The organism is Legionella quateirensis, from assembly GCF_001467955.1.
In the GTDB taxonomy this organism is placed as follows: Bacteria; Pseudomonadota; Gammaproteobacteria; order Legionellales; family Legionellaceae; genus Legionella; species Legionella quateirensis.
The window spans coordinates 65,172-88,191 of sequence record NZ_LNYR01000006.1; the positions used below are offsets into that span (position 1 = coordinate 65,172).

The window sequence follows — 23,020 nt, forward strand, 5'->3', positions numbered from 1 at the left end:
GAATTGCCAACAGACCCTAGAGAAAAGAACTGAATAAATAACATTTATACCATATTTTGCACTATACGACGAGGATGTCTGCCCAGGTAATCAACCGATTGCATTTCCATCAATCGACTTAAAGTACGCTTAAAAGTGTCTTTCATTTCGCCTTGTACATAAAGTTCGTCAACAGGAACTTCTGCAGAAATAATAATATTGATACCCCTATCATACATGACGTCAATAAAATGTATGAACATTATGGCTTGCAACGTATGATTCACAGTTAAGCAAGGAATACCACTAACAAAAATAGTGTTAAAACGATCGGCCAGTTCAAGATAATCCAGTTGACTTCGAGGTAAATTACAAATCACATCAAAAGAAAACCAAATTGTTTGCGAACTGTATTTAATATAAGGAATTTCCCTGCTCTGTATGACTATTGACCCGCTGCTCTTGAAATCCTTGGCCAATAATTGAAACTGTTGTTCCATATCCCGCTCAGTTTGGTCGTTTAACGGATACAAATAAGCATCTAACAAAGGCTGATGTCCCATACGATAATCTTTCTTTTCCGGGAGTTTTAATACTTCGCAGTCATTTTTAATGATGTCTATCGCAGGTAAAAATCGCTCACGATGTACTCCATCCAGATATAAATCATCGGGACGGGTATTAGAAGAAATCACCAGGATAACACCATGTGTATTCAATGCTTGAAACAACTCTGCAAGAATCATCGCGTAGGCGACATCATGGACCAAAAACTCATCAAAACATAATAAACGCGTCGATTTGGCAATCTCTTTGGCAATTTGACGTAAAGGATCTTTTCGCCCCTGCAATTGCCTTAATTTATAATCTATTTGTTGCATGAAATGGTGAAAATGAAAGCGAGCCTTTTTCTCTTCCTCAATATGCTGGTAAAACAAATCAACCAAATAAGTTTTTCCAACCCCAACTGGGCCGTAGATATATAATCCCTTAATTGATTTTTTATGCAGCCATTGAAACCAGGATTGAGAGTATTGAGTTAATTCATCTGCAAGCCTTTGCATATGGACTAAAATCTCTCTTTGATTGAGATCATCCTCTATTTCACCCCGTTGTATGGCGGCATCGTATTGCTTCATTAAATTCATGGTCATTGAACCCTGTCCCGGAGGTAGTCGAGCAGCTTCATTTTAAGATCCATTAATTTTCCGTGAAAAAAATGTCCTGTTTCAGGAAATTCAATCACAGGGAGGATGGGATGGGATTCTTTGGCAAAATCAATCACCAAAGTACTGGGAACTACTTCATCAACATCACCCTGCACAATCAGCCAGGACTCAGGTTGTGGTTCAAACTCTCGATAATCATAATGATGGACTGGAGGGGCGATAGTGATCAAAATACTGAGCCTCGACTGGGCTGCGGCTCGGTAACAAACATACGATCCAAAAGAAAAACCCGCAAAAATCAACTTTATCTGCGGTTGCTCTTTTCGCCATATTTGGACCAGTTCAAGCATATCATTACTCTCGCCAAGGCCATCATTATAAACACCAAGGGACTGACCAACCCCTCTGAAATTAAAACGTAGCGAAGGGATGCCTAATTCTTTAAAAACTCGTGACATAGTGGTCACTACTTTATTATTCATAGTCCCCCCCTGCAAAGAATGAGGGTGTCCTAAAAATGCAACATAATGAGAATTAATAGTCTCAGGGACTGTTAATACTGCTTCAATTTGTCCCGCCAATCCTTCAAGGAGTAAAGAATGCTCACCGGGAGTATTTAATTTATCAATGAATTGCATAAAAAACCTGTTATTATAAAATCCATAAATGATACCTCAGATTCAAAATAGATTTAACTGTTGATTACTGTGAGTCAGGAATATAGAACTAGCGCGGAATTAAGGATCACGACCAATGAATGAACTGCAAGACACTCAAAAAGAAGACTCAGCCCTGCCAGCAATAAGAGAGCCAGTTGAACACGCTCATTCAAAACGATTCATTCTTTTAGTATTAATACCTTCGTTATTTTTACTCATTGCCGTTATTTTATATTTCATGAGCGGACGCTATGTCGAAACAGAAAATGCGTATGTCAAAGCCGATAAGATTCCAATTAGCGCACAAGTATCTGGAGTGGTTAAAGAGACGTTAACTCATGAGAACCAACATGTAGTTAAAGATCAATTGCTCTATCGTCTGGATCCTGCATCTTATAAAGTTGCATTAGCCAGGGCAGAGTCCCGGTTAGCCCAGGTTCGAATAGATATTCTCGCTCTAAAAGCAGGCTATCATGCAAAACAGGCGGAGATTGCTTTAGCACGAACCAAATATAATTTTTCATTACGCAATAAAAGACGTCAATCAGATCTTGCCGCAAAACATTTCACTTCAGCGTCAAGCCTTGATGAAGCGAAAGAAGGCGCTGAAATCGCGGCGCAACAAGTCATAACCGTGGAACATGATCTGGAACGACTGGCTGAGTCACTTGCAGGCAGTGTCAATGAACCGGTTGAAAAACATCCAACATTCCTGATGGCGAAAGCGGAACTGGATCAAGCAAAACTGGATCTCTTGCATACAGAAATTCGGGCTCCGATGTCTGGTACCATCAACTCCCCACCTAAACCGGGTCAATTCGTTGCTGCTGGCGCGATTACAATGACGCTGGTCACCAATGACCGTCCATGGATCGAAGCAAACTTCACGGAAAAGGAACTCACGAACATCCACCCAGGACAATCCGTTACAGCAACCATAGACATCTATCCCAAGATAAAATGGAAAGGAATCGTTGAGAGCATAAGTCCTGCCACTGGTTCCGAATTTTCAATTATTCCTGCTCAGAATGCTACAGGAAACTGGGTTAAGGTGGCGCAAAGAATCGCTGTTCGTATTAAATTAATTGCAGCACCAGAAAGCCCACAACTCCGTTCTGGTTTGAGTTCATGGGTGAAAATTGATACCCAGGACAACTCGCATTCAATGAAAAAATCAGCCTGAGTAAATAATTATGTCCCATATTTTAAAGACATATCAATCACATACTCCGTCACGAAGAGTGTTTATTACCTTGTTCGTCATGCTTGCTACTATTATGCAGGCATTGGATACAACCATAGCGAATGTTGCCTTACCTCATATGCAAGGAGGTATGGGCGCTACTCAAGAACAAATTTCCTGGGTGCTTACTTCCTATATTGTAGCGGCTGCTATTTTTATGCCTCTGACTGGATTTTTAAGCAATAAATTTGGTCGTAAACGAATTTTTATCTGGGCAGTAGTAGGATTTACAATTGCGTCCATGCTTTGCGGAGCAGCTCAGAGCTTGACCCAAATTGTGTTATTTCGATTGCTCCAGGGCGCTTTTGGTGCCAGCCTGGTTCCTATGTCACAATCGGTATTATTAGATACCTACCCTCCGGAGCAACACGGCGCTGCCATGGCCATCTGGGGTATGGGGGTCATGATAGGTCCCATACTGGGTCCATCTTTGGGTGGATGGCTCACTGAATATTATAACTGGCGCTGGGTATTCTATATTAATCTGCCAATAGGTTTGCTGGCATGGCTGGGATTGGCTACCTTTCTTCAAGAAAATAAATTAATCCGTGGTACTCATTTTGATTTGATGGGATTTACTTTTTTAGCTATAGCAATTGGTTCATTACAGTTATTCCTGGACAGGGGGCAATCACTGGATTGGTTAAACAGTAATGAAATCATAATTGAAGGTATTTTATCCACACTATGCCTCTACTTGTTCATTACGCACATTTTAACATCTAAGAATCCTTTTCTTGATCCAGGAATGTTCAAAGATCGTAATTTCAGTGTTGGGCTCATCTTCATTTTTATAATTGGCATTATTCTACTCGCGACAATGGCATTACTTCCGCCCTTTTTACAAAGCTTGATGGGTTATCCCATCATCGATATAGGAATGGTCATGGCACCAAGGGGAATAGGAACCATGGTCGCCATGATGATAGTAGGGAAATTATCTGGCAAAGTGGACTCTCGATATCAAATCTTTGTTGGCCTGATATTAACCAGCTATTCATTATGGCTAATGACTTTATTCACTACAGACATAACCGCCGGCACTATTGTTTATACGGGTGTAATACAAGGATTTGGACTGGGATTTATTTTTGTTCCTTTATCAACACTTGCCTTTGCGACTTTGCCTGAACAATACCGCAATGATGGAACGCCATTATTCAGTTTACTTAGAAATATAGGCAGCAGTATTGGAATTTCAATCGTAATGACTAAATTAGCTCAAAATATTCAAGCCAATCATGCGGCATTTGCCAATTTTATTACCCCCTTCAATCAAAGCTTAAAACACGCAGGGGAATTAGGAGCAATGAATATAAAGACGGTTCAGGGATTAGCCTCACTCAATGCTGAGGTAACACGTCAGGCCGCTACTTTGGCTTATTTGCAAGATTTTCGCTTTATGATGTGGTTGGTACTCTGTGCGCTGCCTTTACTTTTTTTATTGAAGCCAGTTATTAATAAAACGAAGGATGACCTCTCAGGCAAAATGCCTGAATTTGAAATGTGACATGCATTTAAAATCCCCTCATCCTTTTTGTTAGAAGTTCACTATGCCCAAATCCTCTCTCAGAACGTTTCGATGGGTTATAAAAACAGGGGCTTGAACTGGAAGAAAAATGTGTGCTGACGCTTGATGAGTGTTTTCTACCCACTACAGTCCGTGCCTGTTTCGTTTCATTTGCAACCCGCTCAATGCAGTTATCAACTCGTTCACGCTTTTTAACATTTTTATTTCTAGAACATTGCCCGAGATGTAACAAATCTCTGAATGTTGGCCCAGGAGAAAGATGTTCTTTTTCAGCTCTTTGTCTGTTGTTTATAAACGCTGCAATCATATCGCGAGCAATGATCTCTTGCACTCCCTCCTTCATTAAAATATCCAGCATTTCAGATTTGGAATAAAGCGGCAATTGTTCAGTGATAATTCTCCGGGATAAAGCATTACTCGGAGCACGTCGCCCGGACAGGGTAACAGGATTTTGCGTTCCAATAATCAGAAAACCTGGGATATTGGGTTTATTGCCTTGTGGTGTTTTACCCATAAGAAGACTGTTAAGCAACTTCTCCATCATAGGCGAACTATTGATCTCATCAATTACAACAACAGCTCCTTCGTGAAACGCCTTAAGCAAGAGCGCCTCTTTGTCAGTATAAGACATGCTAACCGGGATTAGGTACATAGGTTTATCGCCGGGTTTCGGTACTGAATTTATGGACATCGGTTTAAACCCACGTGCGAGTAACGTTTGTTTAATTTGTTCGGATTTCCCAATACCAGGCTCACCCTCAAAGGTTAAACCACCCAAACCACCATACCGTTGTGTGTCATTTACGGCAAAGGTTTGACGCCATTCTCTTAAATCTAAAAGATCGTCCAGAAGCTGCTGACTGTCCATCCGAGATTGAGTGAGAAGGAATTCTGTATGATCATCAGATACCGTGGTCGGAAGTGGGTATTGTGGTTTAAACCGCTCAATAAACAGTGCCTTTTTTGATTTTGGAACCAGATTAATCGCTATTTTGAATGCATAATGTGCGGCAACATCCAAGCGATCAACCGAGGGATTTTTTTGACAATAACTGTTTGTCAAAAGAGCCATCATCTCTAATTCCCGGGGAGTAATTAACACGTCTGTGGTTGAGCAGCTCACCATAAATCGATAAACATCAAGAAAAACTGAAGACAATTGAGGCACGTCGTCATCCAGGCATTGCTGTACAAAAGCTGGCTTTAAAATCTTTTCATATAAAACGGCAGTGGGCAAAAGTTCAAACTCCACCGCATTTCCATGGCGCTCAAAAAGTGTTGCCAGTCGTCGCTCATCACCATAACTCACTGGGTTTCCAGCAAAAATGACTTTATGTTCTGCACTTAAGGGATAGTACTGACCATCATAAAAAATACTGGGAGGATTATTAAATAAGCCTTCAAATACAGACCAATTACCACAACTTAAGGTAGCTTCATCCAGAAAAAGATATTTTCGACCTGGGCTGGTATCCAATGCCCAAGCTTTTATTTTGTCTATCCCCTGATGCAGTTGCTCTCCATCTTGCACCAACTCTTTGGTAACCAATGTAGTTTTTCCTACCCCAGACAATCCCGAAAGAAAAACATAAGGAGCTACATTCAGCATTCTTCGTACTAAAGAGAGTCGCGCTGATGTAAATTCGTCTGCTTCTTGCTTTGCTGTTAGAGGATTGAACGAAGCCAGAGGCGTTATCTCTGCAGTATGACAAGACATGCCTGACCATGCCGCATCACGTTTAGAACATTCAGGAAATGCCTGCAAATAAGTTGATCTGGCTTTTAATTTACTGAGTGACTCAGAAGCGATAAACGGCTCCAGTTCATGAGGAAATTCACCAAGACACGTTCTTTTATCTTGCTCACAGACCTCATGCACTTTATTGGTAACATAGTGAAAACTGTCTGAATCTTCTGTTATCAATATTAATGTTCCAGGTTCTACTCCAGTGTTCATCCGCTGCACTAATAATGAAGCTAATTGATCTTCCAACTCTTTGGAAAAATGTCCCTTCAGGACAACATTCTTGCCTGCGGCTAAAGCAGCAAGTAACCAGGATGATCTTTGATGAAATTTAAACTGAAGCAATTCTTTATTCAATTGACCATCAATACGTCTCAATAAATCAGAAGCATCTAATTCTGAAACATCAATAACGTGCCAATCCGATTGAGATGTAGCCAGCATAGATATCGTCGCGTCACTATCCGTTGTTTTTATCACTTCAGTTTTGCAAAGACCCGTTGGATGCCAATTGGTCTGCTCCAAACGATTATCTAGTGCATTGAATTCAAAGGAATCAGGAAATGAAACTCCAGGGGCAGGATTGACTCTTAATCTAACCTGATACTTCTGGCATTCAGTTAAAATCCTGGCCCAGTCATCTAATGAAATGGAACGAGTGAATGAAACATCCAAGGTACTGTTTTGCGCCTGTTCTATCAAACCAGGCTCTTTTCTTAGACTGTGATCGCTCTCTTCATAGCGATAATTATGAAAATAATCGGCTATACGATGTGGATTCAGAACATGGGGATGATCTTTTGAGTTCATACAATCATCGGATAAATTCTGAACCTGCAGCCATTCCTTTAACTCATTCAATGCATATCCCGTTTTTTTATTCAGTTGGATAGTGCTTGGTACAGGAATAGAGCTACCGGGAAAATATTGAGTTCCAGGATAACAGGCTTCAGTCCAAAACAGATTAAAATCCTCATCATCCCAGGGACCATTTTCAATGGTAATGAGTGTTCCTTGCAGTTTGGACAAGGCACCTTCCCGAAACGTCAAATTAGTTCCATCCAATTCCCAACGGCCTAACAACCGTTCTTTCCAATCACTGGCATTAAATAAATTGATCACAACACCTTGAGCTGCTTCCTCCTCCGAATCAATAGGTAAAGGAGGTACCGATTTTATTAATTTTTTTGCGGAAATTGGGCATTGTTCTTTCTTGTTAAACCTGGAATAAAAATCATCGCCCTGATAGCAATCCGGTTTACTGGTATTGTACAAACCGATAATCTGGACGTTTTCAGGTACTGGTGTTCCGTCTGCAAAACCTTTCTCATCAAGAAGCGCATTAAACCTGACGATATCTTCAGCAGAAAATTGCTCATAATTGACAAGGAGTACCGGTGATTGATCACCATGATCAGCGGTTAAAAAATCATGAAGTGGACCACCCGGCCCTTTTCTTAAAATGCCATGATTATTGTGATCACGTTGAATAAATGATGCGGAACAGATCAAATCGTCAGGGGAATGAATGTAATAGACTGGTCTATTAGTGAAGTAGCATTGTCTTTTTAACGCAAGACGTAGTGCTTGCACTGATGTTGTAGAATCAAGCTCAATCAAATGCTTTTTATAACCCTCAGGATGTAACACATATTGACAATACTCATCCAAAGTATCAAATGAGTTTGAGGGTTTATGCCAGGTTTTCAATACCTTCTCAAAATAATTTATATCCGAACTATTTCTTAGAGTGTCTATTAGTGCTGTGGTCAGTTCTGAGGGTAACGCCGGCGCCGAACAACTCAATATATCAAATGAAGAAGACGGCGTTTTAGAGCCTGTTCTGATGAGTTCAACGATACATTTCTTCTTTTGTTCCGGAGTAAGGAGTTGAATACTTTTTTTCAAAGTGCTGGAGCAAGACCCAGGGTTTAATCGATACAATTGCTCCAGTAATTTACAGGTAAACTGCCGCGTGTGAGGGCTACTAATACCACTAAACCATGCAGGAACGCCCTTCAAATCTTTTAATAACACGCCTTCTAGCGCCTGAGCACTGAATTGATATTCCATGGGGAGGAGTCCTGCCAATGCGTTCGAATTCACATCATGGATTAAATGGAACAGCCCCCCAAGTTGAATGAACTGATCAGGATTATAAATCTCGGGGACTATTGATTCATCTTCCATTTCAATACTAACCAGTCTACCCAGAGCAGTATGAATAAGGTGGCATAGCTCTGTGGTTGAAACGGTCTTAACCCCGTCTTTATAATTAGGATCATAAACCAGCCACTGATCATCAGCGATTAAGCGGATACAGATCGCATGCCAGAAATTGGACAAAATGCATCCTTGTTGTAGCTTGATTTTCCGGGGATTCAAGATCGTATTGCTCTCTGTTCTGGTTTGAATGGATTCTTCTGAAGAATCAGGAGTAAGTATAGACCCTATCCAATCATCGACGTCATCATCATGAATCTTGAGCTGACCGGCAGAGGTACTATTTAATATTGAATTGATGGAAAGAAAATGCTCCAGATTATCTCCAATATATTGAACATTCCTCTTTTGGTTAAACTGGTACTGCTTGATAACCTTCCAAAGCATCTTAAAATCATTTTTTAATTCCTCATTAACCGTAGTTAACTGGCCATCCCATGCATTCATTCTGTGAATAAACTGATTCCACTCCTCGGTGGTGCATTTTTTAAACAACTGACTTAAAGCATAACAAATACCATCCTGGAGTTTGGGTATGTACTGTGTCTTGATTTGATTTAAACTAAAGTATTGAGAGAGTTTTTCAATAATCATATTTTGATCTATTGATACACTTCTGCCTTTAAATTGAAATTTAAAATCTTCTGGTGTCGGTTCAAAGTCCCTATAGTCGGCAAGATTATGTTCCTGATGCTCAGCATCATCACTACAAAGCTGATAATCCTCATCTTCCTGTTCTTCATCACCATCATCCCAGTGCCAGCATACATTAAGATGAGGTAATTCAACGGATAATTTGTTCCATTCTCGGGCAGAAATATTGTTGCAATTAATCAGATTCAGGGTTTCGAGATTTGGTGCAGTATTTATCACATCCATTACTGTGTTTTCATCAATAAACGCAAAGTGATCGCTCAAATCAATCACTTTAACCTTCTTGCATGAAGCAACATCAAATATCAGATCGTTGATACCAGTATATGAATTATTGATAAATTGAAGTCTTTTAAGATTAGGAAAACATTGAAGTAACTTCGTTAAGTCCTCTTCTTCTTCAAATTCTGAAACAGTAATAATTAACTCCTCGACTTGCTCCATTCGACATACATTCTGCTCTGGAAGATTGTCAAACGTAAAACTCATCAGATGAAGACACTTAAGATTTGTTAATTTATTACTCAATAAATTAAATACATCATCATCCCAGGTTAAAGATAATAAACAAAGAGACTCAAGCCGACTCAATACATCCTTATTAATTTCATTCAAATCGATAAAACTCTCCCTATCCTCAAATATAGTACCTCCGAGGGTCAGTCTTTTTAAATTAGGAGCTCTCGACAATAACAAATTTAATGATTTGGTGGTTAAATAAGATTCAGTTAAGTTAATTTCTCTCAAGTGTACACATTGAGGTGGTTCTAATAACATCGACTCTTCAATCAAGTCATCATCGTTCACTATGCTGTTCGCCAGAGAAAGAAATTGTATGGACTGTGCTTGCTCATTCAACAATTGAAGCAATTGTTTGAAATGAAGATTTGAAAAATTTAATTTCAAGAACATCAATTGAAGCACGTGTGTATTAAGCTTTGATGATGCATCGAACCTACGGATTGAAAGTTCTTTAAGATTGGGAACGAATACGAATAAATCAGCTAAGTTTTCAATCAAGGAACTATCACAATCTAAATAGGTCAGATTCATCAAACTGGATTCATCAGGTTTAAACCTGTCGTTGGCTGCAGGATAAATAAGTTCTTGTAAACATGATCCATTCGATAATAATTCCAGCCACTGCTCTTTAGAAGATTTTGTGGAAGGTTCGCTCATTTTTCTTATTCTTTGTATAGAATTGATGGTAGGAAACGAGTTCTTAAATGCCCCAAATCTCTTAATGGATTCATCGGACAATTCATCCTGAATAAGCAGTTGTAAGGGTGGATTTAATTGATCAAGAGATTTCTCTAGTATCCTGATTTCCTCTCGATTAAGCCCCATGTAATCACTTTGATTCAGAGTACGGGGGGCATTATGCTCTATATTGCCTATCAAACGATCGATCCAATAATCATCAAGAATGAACGTTTCATCTTTAGACATACGATATTGAGTGGTTGCCTTAGTAATGAGTCTCCCAGATTGAACAGGTCGGATCGCAGCTCGGATATCCGGCCGTATCAAATTCGTTATACCATCAATTAATAAAGGGACTATATCGCCATATTGTTGAATATATAAAGAAAAACCTTGATTCACCAAGTCGAATAATGCGTCCTGCACAACGTACATTTTATGATAGGACCAATTTTTTGCGGTCCAATCACTCAGAATGAGCTTTTTAGGTTTCTGTACCAGACTGGCTGGTAAAATCCATGGTGCTTTAGACTGAATCAATTTATTGATATCCAGATTTTCTGTTGGAGCATAGGTATAAGCAGGTTTTGTCTGTGACAACAAACAATAAAAATCACCAGGTATACTCATATTTAATCTCACAATGTATCAATAAAATAACCATCTCAATAAGCACTGCTCTTCTTATCTAAACGGATGAATCCTTACTCTTCTTAAACGTTTTACTCTAAAAAAAGAGCGATCTTTGCGCCCCCTTGCTGCATTAAATTTATACCATCTGATTATAAATACTACATAAAATAAGTTAAGAAATACTTAATAATGGCAGTAAATAATTAATAACGATTATTCGTTTTTTAAATAACCATCCGTTACTTAATGACCTGAATACCCAGAATGAATAGTGACTCTCATGCATTAAAATCAGTTATGCAGCATTTGCCAATTTCATTACCCCCTTCAATCAAAGCTTAAAACATGCTGGCGAATTGGGAGCAATGAATATAAAGACGGTTCAGGGATTAGCGTCACTGAATGCCGAAGTAACGCGTCAGGCCGCCACTTTGGCTTATTTGCAGGATTTTCGCTTTATGATGTGGTTGGTGCTCTGTGCTCTTCCATTACTTTTTTTATTGAAAGCCGTTGTTGCTAAAACAAATAATGACCTCTCAGGCAAATTGCCAGAATTTGAACTGTGACACATTTAAAATCCTCTACTCCTCTGTATTTGAAGTCCACTATGCCCATATTTTCTCTCTAAAGGTTTAGATGAGTAAAAAAAGCTGGAGCTTGAACTGGAAGTATTATTTGGAATCCCCGTTGATGAGTATTTTCGACTACGCAAATTCCGTGCGAATTTCAGATCTTTTTCAGCCTCTTCACAGTAATTATCAAGCCGTTCGCGCTTTTGAGCTTTATTATGTTTATTAGTATAACCATCGGCAAGCCGGAGCAAATCTCGGAACGTTGGGCCGGGAGAAAGCCGTTTATTTTCAGCTTTTTGTTTATTTTTCAAAAATGCCTTAATCATATCCTGAGCGATGTACTTATCCACGCCCTTCTGCATTAAAATACTCCGCATTTCATTTTGGGGATAGAGTGGTAATTGTTCCGTAATCATTCGCCGGGATAAGGCATTGCTCGGTGCACGTCGACCACAGAGGGATATAGGATTTTGCGTTCCAATAACCAGAAACCCGGGCTTTTTAGGGGTACCACCTTGAAGTGTTTTACCCATAAGAAGACTGTTAAGTAACTTCTCCATCATGGGAGAACTATTAATCTCATCAATTACAACAACCGCCCCCTCGTGAAAAGCCTTAAGTAAGAGCGCTTCTTTATCAGTATAAGACATACTGACCGGGATTAAGTACATGGGTTTATCGCCAGGCTGGGGCACCGAATTTCTGGACATTGGTTTAAAGCCACGTACAAGCAAAGTTTGCATTATTTGCTCAGACTTACCAATACCCGGATCTCCTTCAAAGGTTAAACCACCCAAACCGCCATACCGTTGTACATCGTTTACGGCAAACTGTTGCCGCCATTCTCTTAAATCTAAAACATCCTCCAGAAGTTGCTGACTGCTCAGACGAGATTTAGTGAGAAAGAATTCCTTTGATTCATCTGATGCTGTGATCAGAAGTGGATTTTTGGGTTGAAACTCCTTGATAAACAAATCTTTTTTTGAATTTGGAACAAGATTAAGCGCTATCTTAAACGCATAATGAGCAGCAACATCCAGACGATCAGCCAAAGGATTATTTCGACAATAGCTGTTTGTCAAAAGAGCCATCATTTCTAATTCCCTGGGGGTAATCAACACATCGGTGGTTGAGCAGGCCACCATAAATCGGTAGACATCAAGAAAAATTGAAGACAGTTGAGGCACTTCATCGTCATTTAATCCTTGATTTTCCAGAGCAGGTTTTAATATCTTTTCATAAAGAACCCCTGTGGGTAAGGGTTCTAATTCCACTGCATTTCCATGACGTTCAAAAAATGTCGCCAAATGCCTTTCGTCACCATAGCTCACTGGATTTCCAGCAAAAATGACTTTATGTTCCGCACTTAAAGGATAATAATGACCATCATAAAAAATACTTGGAGGATTATTAAATAAGCCTTCAAATACAGACCAATTTCCAGAACTTAAGGTAGCTTCATCCAAAAAAAGATATTTTCGACCAGAGCGGGTATCCATTGCCCAAGCTTTTATTTCTTCTATGCCTTGATGCAGTTGCTCCCCGTCTTGTACCAGTTCTTTGGTAACTAAAGTAGTTTTTCCTACTCCAGACATTCCGGAAAGAAAAACATAAGGCGCCACATCGAGCATTCGACGTACTAAAGTGAGTCGAGCATGGGTAAATTCTTCGGCTTCTTGCTTTGCTGTCACTGGATTGAACGCAACAAGAGGCTTTATCACCGCAGAATGATGAGACATTCCCGACCATGCCGCTTCAGATTTATGACATTCAGGAAATGCCTGCAAATAAGTTGTTCTGGCTTTTAATTTACTGAGTGACTCAGCTGCAATAAACTGCTCCAGATCATAAGGAAGCTCACCAAGACAGGTTCTTTTATCCTGTTCACTTACCTCATGAACTTTTGTTGAAAGGCATTGAAAACTGTCTGAATCTTCAGTTATCAAAAGTAATGTCCCAGGTTCAACTCCTGTGTTTATTCGCTGCATTAATAAAGAGGATAATTGATCCTCCATCTCTTTGGAGCAATGTCCTTTTAAGATAATGTTCTTGCCTTCGGCTAAAGCTGCAAGCAGCCAGGATGATCGTTGATGAAATTCAAACTGAAGCAGTTCTTCATTAAGTTTACCATCAACACGCAGCAACAAATCAGAAGCAAATAATTCTGATACGTCAATAACGTGTCTATCCTGTTGAACAGCACTCAACAGAGTAATCGTAGCATCAATATCGGTAGATTTAATCACTTCAGTTCTGGCAAGAACAGGCGGGTGCCAATTCGTCTGTTCCATATGGCACGGTAGGAGATCAAGTCCAAATTGAGCGGGAAAAGAAGCTTCAGGGGCAGGTTTTACTCTTAATTTAACCTGATACTTCTGACATTCTGTTAAAATCCTGGCCCAGTCATCTAATGAAATGGAGCGAGTTAATGTAACATCGAGAGAATTGTTCTGTGCTTTTTCAATTAGACCCGGCTCTTTTTGTAAGCTGTGATCGCTCTCCTCATAGCGATAATTATGAAAATAATTGGCTATACAATGAGGATTCAGAACATGGGGAAGATCTTCTGCGCTCATACAATCATCGGATAAATACTGTACCTGCAACCATTCTTTTAAATCATTCAGCGCATATCCCGTTTTTTTATTCAATTGAATATCAGCTGGTACAGGAATAGAACTACCCGGGAAATATTGAGTTCCTGGATAGCAGGCTTCAGTCCAAAAGAGATTAAAGTCTTCATCATCCCAGGGACCATTTTGAACAGTAATGGTTTTTCCTTGCAACCCGGACAAGGCACCTTCCTGAAACTTCAAAATGCTTCCATCCAGTTCCCAGCGTCCTAACAAGCGCTCTTTCCAATCACTAGCATTATATAAATTGATCACAACACCCTCTGCTTTCTCTTCGGTGACTAGAGGTAAAGGAGGTACCGATTTTTTTAATTTTTTAGCAGAAAGCGGACATTGTTCCTTCTTATTAAATCGGGAATAAAAATCATCGCCCTGATAGCAATCAGGTTTACTGGTATTGTACAAACCGATGATCTGGACGTTTCCAGGTACTGGCGTTCCGTCGGCAAACCTGTTCTCATCAAGAAGCGCATTAAACCGGGCTATATCTTCCGCCGAAAATTGCTCATAATTGACAAGAAGTATCGGTGATTGTAATCCATGATCTGCAGTTAAAAAATCATGAAGAGGACCACCGGGACCCTTTCGTAAAATACCTTGATTATTGAGATCGCGTTCAATAAATGATGCCGAACAAATCAAATCGTCAGGGGAGTGAATGTAATAAACTGGTCTATTGCTGGTGTAGCATTGTCTTTGTAATGCAAGGCGTAATGCTTGCACCGACTCGATGGAGTCGAGTTCAATCAAATGATTTTTAGCAACGTCATGTTCCATCACATGTTGACAATATGCTTCCAAAGTATCAAATAGTGCCGAAGATTTATGCCATGTTTTTAATTCCTGCTCAAAATATTTGATGTCGGATGTATTTTTCAGGATTTCTATTAATACTGTTGTCAACTCTGAAGGCTGCGACTCTATTGGACAACTAAATAACTCAATAGATGAAGAATTGTTTTTTGGTCCAGATTTGATAAGTACACCGATACACTTCAGTTTTTGTTCAGGAGTGAGTCGTTTAATACTATTTATCAACATTGAAGAGAAATCAGTTGGATATAAGCTACTCAATTGATCCAATAAATTATATGTAAACTGAAGTGTATGAGGGCAACTTATACCACAGAACCATGCAGGAACCCCTTCAGTATTTTGTAATAACACGCCTTTAAGTGCTCGAGCACTGAATTGATAATCTAGGGGAATGATGCCTGTCAGCTTATCCGAATTCACATCCTCGATTAAATTGAACAACCCCCCGAGTTGAATGAACATATCGGGATTATGAATCTCGGGGACTATAGATTCATCCTCCATTTCAATACTGACTAATCTACCTAAAGCAGTATGAATATAGTGGATTAACTCCGTTGTTGAAACGGATTTGACCCCATCCTTACAATTGGGATTATAAACCTGCCAAAGATCATCATCGATTAATCGGATGCAGATCGCATGCCAGGAACTGGATAAAATACAACCTTGTTGGAGTTTGACTCTCCGAGGATTAATGATCGTATTGCTTGACGTACTGGTTTGAGAGGGATCTACTGAAGAACCAGGAGTGAGTAGAAATGAAATCCAGTCATCGATTTCCTCTTCATTAATCCTGAGATAAGCATCCTGGACACTATCTTGTTTCGAATTGATGAAGAGAAATTGCTCCAGATTATCTCCTATAAATTGAAAATTCCTAATGGTGCTAAATTGGTAACTCTTGATACAATTCCAAAGCATCTTAAAATCATTCTTCAATCCCTCATTAAGTGTGTTTAATGTGCCATTCCATGTCTTCACTCTGAAAATGAAATCATTCCACTCATCAATGGTGCTTCTTTTAAATAACTGACTTAAGGCATAACAAATACCATCCTGAATTTTAGGTATGTATTGTACGTTGGTTTTATTTAAGCTGAAGTACTGAGAGAGTTTTTCAATAATCATGGCTTGATTTATTGATTTACTCTTGCCTTTAAATTGAAATTTAAAATCATCTGGTGTTGGTTTAAAATCATTGTAGTCATCAGGATTATGTTCCCAATCCTGCTCGTCATCACTACAAAGCGGATCATCCTCAACATCCGTTGTTTCAATATCATCCCATCGCCAGTACACATGAATCTGTGGAAATTCCCTGGATAAATCTTTTTTAAAATGTTTAGCAATATTACAACAATTAATCAGATTCAGTGATTTGAGATGTGTCGAACTGTTTATCAAGTCTATTAGGGATTGATCATTAATCATCCCATCCTGATCACTCAAATCAATCACTTCAAGCTTCTTACAAATAGAAACATCAAATATAAGGTCAGAGTCCTTAACACCTGAACCATTGATGAATCGAAGTCTTTTAATATTAGGAAAAAATTGAAGTAACTTCTTTAAGTCCTCTTCATGTTCAAAATAACAATTCGTAAGACATAACTCTTCAAGCTTCTCCATTCGAAATACATTGTGATCTGGAAGTGTTTTAAATTCAAAATCCATAAGATGAAGACATTTAATATTTGTTAATTTATTACTCAACAAATTAAATTTATTATCATCCCAGGTCATAAATGATAAACAAAGATACTCAAGCTGCCCCAATACATCCTCATTGATTTCATCGAGTTCAATAGAGGACTCCATTTCCAAAAATACTTCTCCTCCGAATGTGAGCCTTTTTAAATTTGGAGTTTTAGAGAGTATGATATTCAAAGATGGGAGAGTTAGATAAGATTCAGTCAAGTCGATTTCTTTCAGGTGTAAATATTGAGGGATTTCCAATAAAATCGATACATCAATGTGGTCATCATCGTTCACATTGCTATTGGTCAGAGAAAAAAATTGGATGGATTGTGCTTGTTCATTCAACAATTGAAGCAATTGGTTTAAATCGAGCGATGAAGAATTTAATTTCAGGAATTCCAACTGAAGCGCTTGAGTATTTTGTTTCGAATCTTTCCATACTATATTTATTGACAGTTCTTTAAGATTAGGAGCAGCGATCATGAAATCAGCCAAAGGTTCCATTGAAGATAATTCTAAACGGAGCAAGTTCGTCAAACTGGATTCAGCGGGCTTGAACGTCTCGTCAATTACTGCGAATTTAAGATCGTGTAAAAATGGTGCGCTCGATAGTAATTTCTGCCACCGCTCTTTGGAAAATCCCTTTTGAGGAGCAATAATTTTTTGTAACCGCTGGATCGCATTAATACTGGGAAACGCCTGCTTAAATTCTTCAGCGTTCTTAACTGAGTCATCTGAAAATTCGTCCAGAATAAGCAATTCTAATGGGGGATTCAACTGTTCAAGAAATTCCTTGAGCAATACGGTTTCCCTTTGATTAAGTCCCATATAATCACTTTGATTAAGAGATCGAGGAGCATTATGTTCTTTCCTGCCAATCAAGCGATCGATCCAATAATCATCAAGAATGAACGTTTCATCTTTAGTCAATCGATGTTGAGTCGTTGCCTTAATGCTAATGTCTTTAGGATGTGCAAGTCTGATAGCAGAGCGGATTTCTGATCGATCGAGTTTCGCTACATCATCTGCTAATAAGGGGATAATCTGTTCATGTTGTTGAATATATAAAATAAAACCCTTTTTCAGTAATTGAAACAATGCTTGCTGAACGGCTTTAATTTTATCATGGGACCAATTTTCTGCAGTCCAATCATTCAAAATTAGCTTTTTTGGTTTCTGTATCAAACTGGTTGGTAAAATCCAGGGAGCTTTAGACTGAATTAATTTATTGATATCTAAAAGATCTGTTGGAGTATACGTATAATCAGGTTTTGTCTGCGACAACACATAATAAAAATCCCCAGGTATGCTCATATTTAAACTCACGACATGTTATTAAATCAGCCAGCACTAAAGGCAAAATCCTCCCAGACTAAACGCATGGTACTTTAATAGTTCTATTCGAAAGTTGAGGGAGATTTTTGCATCTCTTGAATGTAATTAATGGCCACAGTTGACCATAAACTGTACATGTCGTTAATTAAGAAATAATTAATAATGACGTTAAATAATTAATAACCGTTATATTATTTTTTAATAATTATTGACTCTAATTATCTGAATATTAGCGTTGGCGTATAATTAGACGTAACACGCATGCAGTAAAAATCCCCTAAGTTGCAGGTTTTAAACCATGCATCGGCCTGATTTTTTAAAGAATTACAGGTTAGATATTCAATTTCTTCTCAATACGCTATAAGATTAGCCGGATGCACTGACCCTTAGGGCAGTGACTTTATTAATTATTTTGGAGGACTTGATCCATGAGACAGGTACCTGATGTAATGCTTTTCAACTCGATTCAAAACCTACAATTTATCCATCCTAGGAGAATTGTATGAAAATTCATGATTTTAAAATTAACAAACAAGCCCGCAAAAAAATCTCCATGCTGACCTGTTATGATTATCCTTCAGCTCGGATCATCGCTGAATCGAATATCGATTGCGTTTTAGTTGGTGATTCCGTAGCGATGACCGTTCATGGGTATGACACGACGATTATGGCTACCATCGAGATGATGGAACTGCATACCAAAGCGGTTGCCCGTGGTTTGAATCAACAGTTTTTAATCACTGATCTTCCCTTTTTAAGCCATAAACTCTCTCTATCCCAAACTATTGAGCAGGTTAAACGTCTGTTACAGGCTGGAGCCCATGCCATAAAGATAGAAGGAGCCGATGACGATACCTGTAAAACCATTTCCTATCTGGTCAAAGCAGGTATTCCTGTGATGGGGCATATTGGCCTGACTCCCCAATCTATTCACCAACTGGGTGGTTATAAAGTTCAGGGAAAAAATCAGGAGCAGGCCGATCGTTTATTGCAACAGGCATTTGCGTTGGAACAATGTGGCTGTTTTGCTTTAGTCATTGAATGCGTTCCCCAAAACCTTGCCAAAACAATAACAAATTCACTAGATATCCCGACCATAGGAATAGGTGCAGGTTCCGAGACCGATGGACAAGTACTTGTGTGGCATGACATGCTGGGATTGCAATCCACATTTACGCCCAAGTTTGCAAAAAAATATACTCAGGGCAAGGATATATTTCTTGAAGCGATCAATGCATACGCACAACAAGTACAGCATGCTAATTTTCCAACTCCTGAATATGCATTTTAAGAGAGTACTTCATGCACATTTTTCATAATCTTGATGAGTGGATAAACTTTAGAAACACTTTATCCACAGAACTTAGCTTGGGTTTCGCCCCCACTATGGGCAACCTGCATGCTGGTCATGCATCCTTATTTACCAAAAGTAAGGATGAAAATGACCGCACTGTATCCAGTCTATTTATTAACCCCACTCAATTTAACAACCCTGATGATTTCACTCATTATCCAAGAACACTGGATGCAGATCTGGAATTAATGGCACAATCCGGGGTGGATTATTGTATTTTACCCACTGATAAAGAAATGTATCCAGATGGTTATGCTTATCAGGTTCAGGAACATCAACTGTGCCAACTAATGGAAGGGAAACATCGACCAGGCCATTTTAATGGTGTATTAACGGTGGTCATGAAATTACTCAATATAACCCGACCCAACAGAGCCTATTTTGGTGAAAAAGATTATCAACAATATCTATTAATTCAAGGTATGGTCAAGGCCCTGTTCATGAATGTTGAAGTTATACCCTGTCCAACGATTAGAGAAAGCAGCGGTTTGGCCTACAGTTCTCGAAATAACCGATTAACTATCGAACAAAAAAAACGTGCTGAAGAGTTTGCAAACATATTCCATCAGAACAAACCTTGTGTAATGATAAGTGAAGAGTTACAAGCAAAGGGAATCGCTGTGGAATACATTGAAGAATATCTTGGCAGAAAATTTGCCGCAGTGATGATTGGTGAAATACGTTTAATCGATAATTATCAAATCTGATGATCCAGACTAATTGGTATGTCATTACAGGCGCGCCTTCTTCGGGTAAAACGACCTTAATTAACCAATTAAGCTCTGCTGGCTATGCTATTGCTCCTGAAGTTGCGAGAGACTACATCGAGGGCTTGTTGAAATCCAATCTTACTCTGGATGATATAAAACAGGATAATTTGCGTCTTCAAAGAGGAATACTGGCAATCGCTCTAAAAAGAGAGCGGCGTTTACAGGCGAATCAACTCATTTTTTTTGATCGAGGAACCCCCGATAGTCTTGGTTATTTTCGCTATTATAATATCAATGCCGATCAGCTGATTCACTCCTGTCAGCGCATTCGTTATAAAAAACTGTTTTACTGCCATCAGTTACCTTTGGAACATGATTCAGTCCGTGTAGAAGATAATTCGAGCGCAAAAAAAATAGGTGAATTCATCTACACCGCTTATGATCATTTAGGCTATGAACTGATTGAACTGCCTGCGGTGTCCATTGAACAACGCATGGACATTATTTTGTCCCATATACAGAATAGCTAGTACAACCATTTATAAGCAACAATAAAACAAAAAACCGGATTTATGATTTTTGACTGTACATTGCTATAGCTGCCGCAATAACTGCTGCTTTATGGTGAGGTAATGATTTGTTTGAATATTTTAACCATTCAGGGTGAGATTCAATGAGATTGGTCGTCAATCGTCCTTCCTTAAATTCAGTTGATTGAATCATTTCCAGATAATAAGGAATGGTCGTCTTAACGCCAAACATGCGCATTTCCTCCAAAGCACGGCGCGATCGACGCAATACTGAGGACCAATCAAGAGCCCAAACGGTCAATTTGGCACATAAAGAATCATAATCAGGAGGAATGGTATATCCAGTATAGATCGCACTGTCTGTACGCACACCCGGGCCACCTGGAGCATAATATCGGGTTATGCGGCCAAAACTGGGTAAAAAATCATTTTGAGGATCTTCTGCGTTTATACGAAATTCTATAGCATATCCTCTAGAGGTAATGTCTTCCTGATTCATTGACAATGGCTCGCCTGCCGCAATGCGAATTTGTTCTTGTACAATATCAATACCAGTAATTTGTTCTGTAACGGGATGTTCAACCTGCAAACGAGTATTCATTTCCAGAAAATACGCATTATTCGCTTCATCCAAAATAAATTCTACAGTACCTGCATTGGTATATCCTACTTCTCGTGCTGCTTTAACTGCATAGCTAAAAAGGAGTTCCCGGGTTTGCTGATCCAGATGTGGGGAAGGCGCTATTTCTACCAGTTTTTGATGGCGGCGTTGCACTGAACAATCTCGTTCAAATAGGTGCAGTACCTTTCCATAATGGTCTGCCAGGATTTGAACTTCTATATGCCGCGGATTATTAATAAATCGTTCCATATAAACGTGAGCATCACCAAAGGATTTCTGTGCTTCTGATTGCACCCGTTCAAATTGTTGTTTGACCTGACTCGCATCGTGACATAATCGGATCCCACGCCCACCTCCACCGAAAGTAGCCTTGAGCATTACTGGATACCCCAATTTTTTTGCGCACGCCAGAGCATCATCAATAGATTCCAGATTCCCTTCACTACCAGGAATGGTAGGTATACCTGCTTTTCGTACCGCATCGCGGGCAGCAATTTTCGATCCCATCGTTGCAATTACAGAAGAAGTTGGCCCGATAAATACAATTCCTGCAGCTTCACACTCTTTAGCAAACTCTGCATTTTCAGATAAAAAACCATATCCAGGATGGATGGCTTCACACCCTGAAGCCTTCGCGCATTCAATAATCCGCCGGCCATTCAGATAGGCTTCAAGCGGTTGTTTACTTAAGCAATGAGAATGAGATGCTCTTTTTACATGTAAGGCATAACGATCCGCTTCACTATGGATAGTCACAGCCGAAATGCCTAACTCCTTGCAGGCTCGCACGATACGCAATGCGATTTCACCTCGATTTGCTATTAGAATTTTTTTAAACATTTAGTCCCTTAAAAACAATCCATTAGAAAATCTCGTGCAGAAAATGACGCATGGCCAACCATGAACGGTGTTCAGCAAGGGAATTAAACACTAATCCCAATTGCACATCATGTGCCTGAGGATTGGTAAATGCATGTTGAACATGGCCGTACATATGAACTTGCCAATCGGCTTTAGCATCACTCATTTCCTGACAAAAAGCATGTACTTGTTCGGGTTTGACCATAGGATCATCATAACCATGTAACACCAAAATCTTCGCTTTTATGTGTTCTGATTCAAGATGTTCGGGTTTATTTAATAAACCATGAAAACTCACTGCGCCTTTAAGATCTACGCCACTACGTGCCAAATCAAGGGCGCATAAGCCACCAAAGCAAAAACCTATTACAGCGATCCGGTTTTTATCTACTTCAGGCATGGCCGCCACTGTTTCATATGCCACTCTCAAACGATCCCGTAACAAGGAACGATCACTGACCAAAGGGTGCATTAAAGCCATTTTTTCATCATTGGTTGATCCCAGACGACCCTGACCGTATACATCTGAAGCGAATCCGACATACCCCATTTCAGCGAGCATTCTGGCTTTTTGACAAGCAAAATCATTACGACCCGTCCAATCATGAGCAACTATCACTGCTGGACGAGGAGTGCGAATCTGTTCATCAAAAGCTAAAAATCCATGAAGTTCCTGCGCACCATGTTGATAGATATAATTTGCTTCATACATAAGCTGTCCTTAAAAATAATGATAAAAACAGTCTAGGGCAAATAGAATAAAAGTCCAGTAATTCTCACTCTATAATTCCGCCTAAACGAGTTCCGTTTAAAATCATTTAATTAGGGCGCTGTATACCAATCCCCAA

12 protein-coding genes are annotated in these 23,020 nt (G+C 39.3%); 6 read left to right on the forward strand and 6 right to left on the reverse strand.

All coding sequences use genetic code 11. From position 1 onward, the window contains the following. Window positions 1–44 precede the first annotated feature (44 nt). Together zapE and Lqua_RS02810 are read right to left on the reverse strand one after the other, a co-directional pair. The gene (gene zapE, locus Lqua_RS02805) at window positions 45–1,127 is read right to left on the reverse strand and encodes a cell division protein ZapE (protein WP_058473064.1); all 1,083 of its coding nucleotides are present in this window, start codon (window positions 1,125–1,127) and stop codon (window positions 45–47) included. Window positions 1,128–1,129: 2 nt separating this feature from the next. Beyond that, window positions 1,130–1,786, reverse strand: a complete 657-nt coding sequence (locus Lqua_RS02810; RefSeq protein ID WP_058472771.1) for an alpha/beta hydrolase — start codon at window positions 1,784–1,786, stop codon at window positions 1,130–1,132. Between the two features lie 115 nt (window positions 1,787–1,901). Here Lqua_RS02810 and Lqua_RS02815 point away from each other — a divergent pair, with 115 nt between their 5' ends. Both Lqua_RS02815 and Lqua_RS02820 read left to right on the forward strand, forming a co-directional pair. Then, window positions 1,902–2,990, forward strand: a complete 1,089-nt coding sequence (locus tag Lqua_RS02815) for an HlyD family secretion protein (protein ID WP_058472772.1) — start codon at window positions 1,902–1,904, stop codon at window positions 2,988–2,990. A gap of 10 nt (window positions 2,991–3,000) precedes the next feature. Beyond that, window positions 3,001–4,560, forward strand: a complete 1,560-nt coding sequence (locus tag Lqua_RS02820; RefSeq protein WP_172459540.1) for a DHA2 family efflux MFS transporter permease subunit — start codon at window positions 3,001–3,003, stop codon at window positions 4,558–4,560. Window positions 4,561–4,567: 7 nt separating this feature from the next. Here Lqua_RS02820 and Lqua_RS02825 read toward each other — a convergent pair whose 3' ends face one another. Then, complete coding sequence (locus Lqua_RS02825; protein ID WP_058472773.1) at window positions 4,568–11,035, reverse strand: P-loop NTPase family protein; 6,468 nt, start codon at window positions 11,033–11,035, stop codon at window positions 4,568–4,570. A gap of 368 nt (window positions 11,036–11,403) precedes the next feature. On the opposite strand from Lqua_RS02825, the gene Lqua_RS02830 reads away from it, so the two are divergent. After that, window positions 11,404–11,604, forward strand: a complete 201-nt coding sequence (locus Lqua_RS02830; protein WP_058472774.1) for a hypothetical protein — start codon at window positions 11,404–11,406, stop codon at window positions 11,602–11,604. Window positions 11,605–11,609: 5 nt separating this feature from the next. Here the strand turns inward: Lqua_RS02830 and Lqua_RS02835 are convergent, their stop codons facing one another. After that, window positions 11,610–18,074 carry a hypothetical protein gene (locus Lqua_RS02835; protein WP_058472775.1) on the reverse strand — a complete coding sequence of 2,155 codons (6,465 nt, stop codon included), beginning with the start codon at window positions 18,072–18,074 and terminating at the stop codon, window positions 11,610–11,612. A gap of 523 nt (window positions 18,075–18,597) precedes the next feature. Between Lqua_RS02835 and panB the strand changes: the two genes are divergently transcribed. From panB to Lqua_RS02850, 3 genes are read left to right on the forward strand one after another with little or no spacing between them, the layout of a single operon-like run. Beyond that, a complete protein-coding gene (gene panB / locus Lqua_RS02840; protein WP_058472776.1) occupies window positions 18,598–19,386 on the forward strand; it encodes a 3-methyl-2-oxobutanoate hydroxymethyltransferase in 789 nt (262 codons plus the stop codon). Window positions 19,387–19,397: 11 nt separating this feature from the next. Next, window positions 19,398–20,156, forward strand: coding sequence for a pantoate--beta-alanine ligase (gene panC / locus Lqua_RS02845; RefSeq protein WP_058472777.1), 759 nt, complete (start codon window positions 19,398–19,400; stop codon window positions 20,154–20,156). Beyond that, window positions 20,156–20,689: an AAA family ATPase gene (locus tag Lqua_RS02850; protein ID WP_058472778.1), complete on the forward strand. Its 534-nt coding sequence runs from the start codon at window positions 20,156–20,158 to the stop codon at window positions 20,687–20,689. Before panC ends, Lqua_RS02850 begins: the two co-directional genes overlap by 1 nt. A gap of 40 nt (window positions 20,690–20,729) precedes the next feature. Here the strand turns inward: Lqua_RS02850 and Lqua_RS02855 are convergent, their stop codons facing one another. Then, window positions 20,730–22,151, reverse strand: a complete 1,422-nt coding sequence (locus Lqua_RS02855) for an acetyl-CoA carboxylase biotin carboxylase subunit (protein WP_058472779.1) — start codon at window positions 22,149–22,151, stop codon at window positions 20,730–20,732. A gap of 22 nt (window positions 22,152–22,173) precedes the next feature. Further along, on the reverse strand, window positions 22,174–22,884 hold the full coding sequence (locus Lqua_RS02860; RefSeq protein ID WP_058472780.1) for a dienelactone hydrolase family protein: 711 nt from the start codon (window positions 22,882–22,884) through the stop codon (window positions 22,174–22,176). Between the last annotated feature and the right edge of the window lie 136 nt (window positions 22,885–23,020).

Bases quoted from the DNA above. Each gene is read 5' to 3' on its own strand.
- zapE (WP_058473064.1), bottom strand. From the start codon at position 1,127: ATGAATTTAATGAAGCAATACGATGCCGCCATACAACGGGGTGAAATA.
- Lqua_RS02810 (WP_058472771.1), bottom strand. From the start codon at position 1,786: ATGCAATTCATTGATAAATTAAATACTCCCGGTGAGCATTCTTTACTC.
- Lqua_RS02815 (WP_058472772.1), top strand. From the start codon at position 1,902: ATGAATGAACTGCAAGACACTCAAAAAGAAGACTCAGCCCTGCCAGCA.
- Lqua_RS02820 (WP_172459540.1), top strand. From the start codon at position 3,001: ATGTCCCATATTTTAAAGACATATCAATCACATACTCCGTCACGAAGA.
- Lqua_RS02825 (WP_058472773.1), bottom strand. From the start codon at position 11,035: ATGAGTATACCTGGTGATTTTTATTGTTTGTTGTCACAGACAAAACCT.
- Lqua_RS02830 (WP_058472774.1), top strand. From the start codon at position 11,404: ATGAATATAAAGACGGTTCAGGGATTAGCGTCACTGAATGCCGAAGTA.
- Lqua_RS02835 (WP_058472775.1), bottom strand. From the start codon at position 18,074: ATGAGCATACCTGGGGATTTTTATTATGTGTTGTCGCAGACAAAACCT.
- panB (WP_058472776.1), top strand. From the start codon at position 18,598: ATGAAAATTCATGATTTTAAAATTAACAAACAAGCCCGCAAAAAAATC.
- panC (WP_058472777.1), top strand. From the start codon at position 19,398: ATGCACATTTTTCATAATCTTGATGAGTGGATAAACTTTAGAAACACT.
- Lqua_RS02850 (WP_058472778.1), top strand. From the start codon at position 20,156: ATGATCCAGACTAATTGGTATGTCATTACAGGCGCGCCTTCTTCGGGT.
- Lqua_RS02855 (WP_058472779.1), bottom strand. From the start codon at position 22,151: ATGTTTAAAAAAATTCTAATAGCAAATCGAGGTGAAATCGCATTGCGT.
- Lqua_RS02860 (WP_058472780.1), bottom strand. From the start codon at position 22,884: ATGTATGAAGCAAATTATATCTATCAACATGGTGCGCAGGAACTTCAT.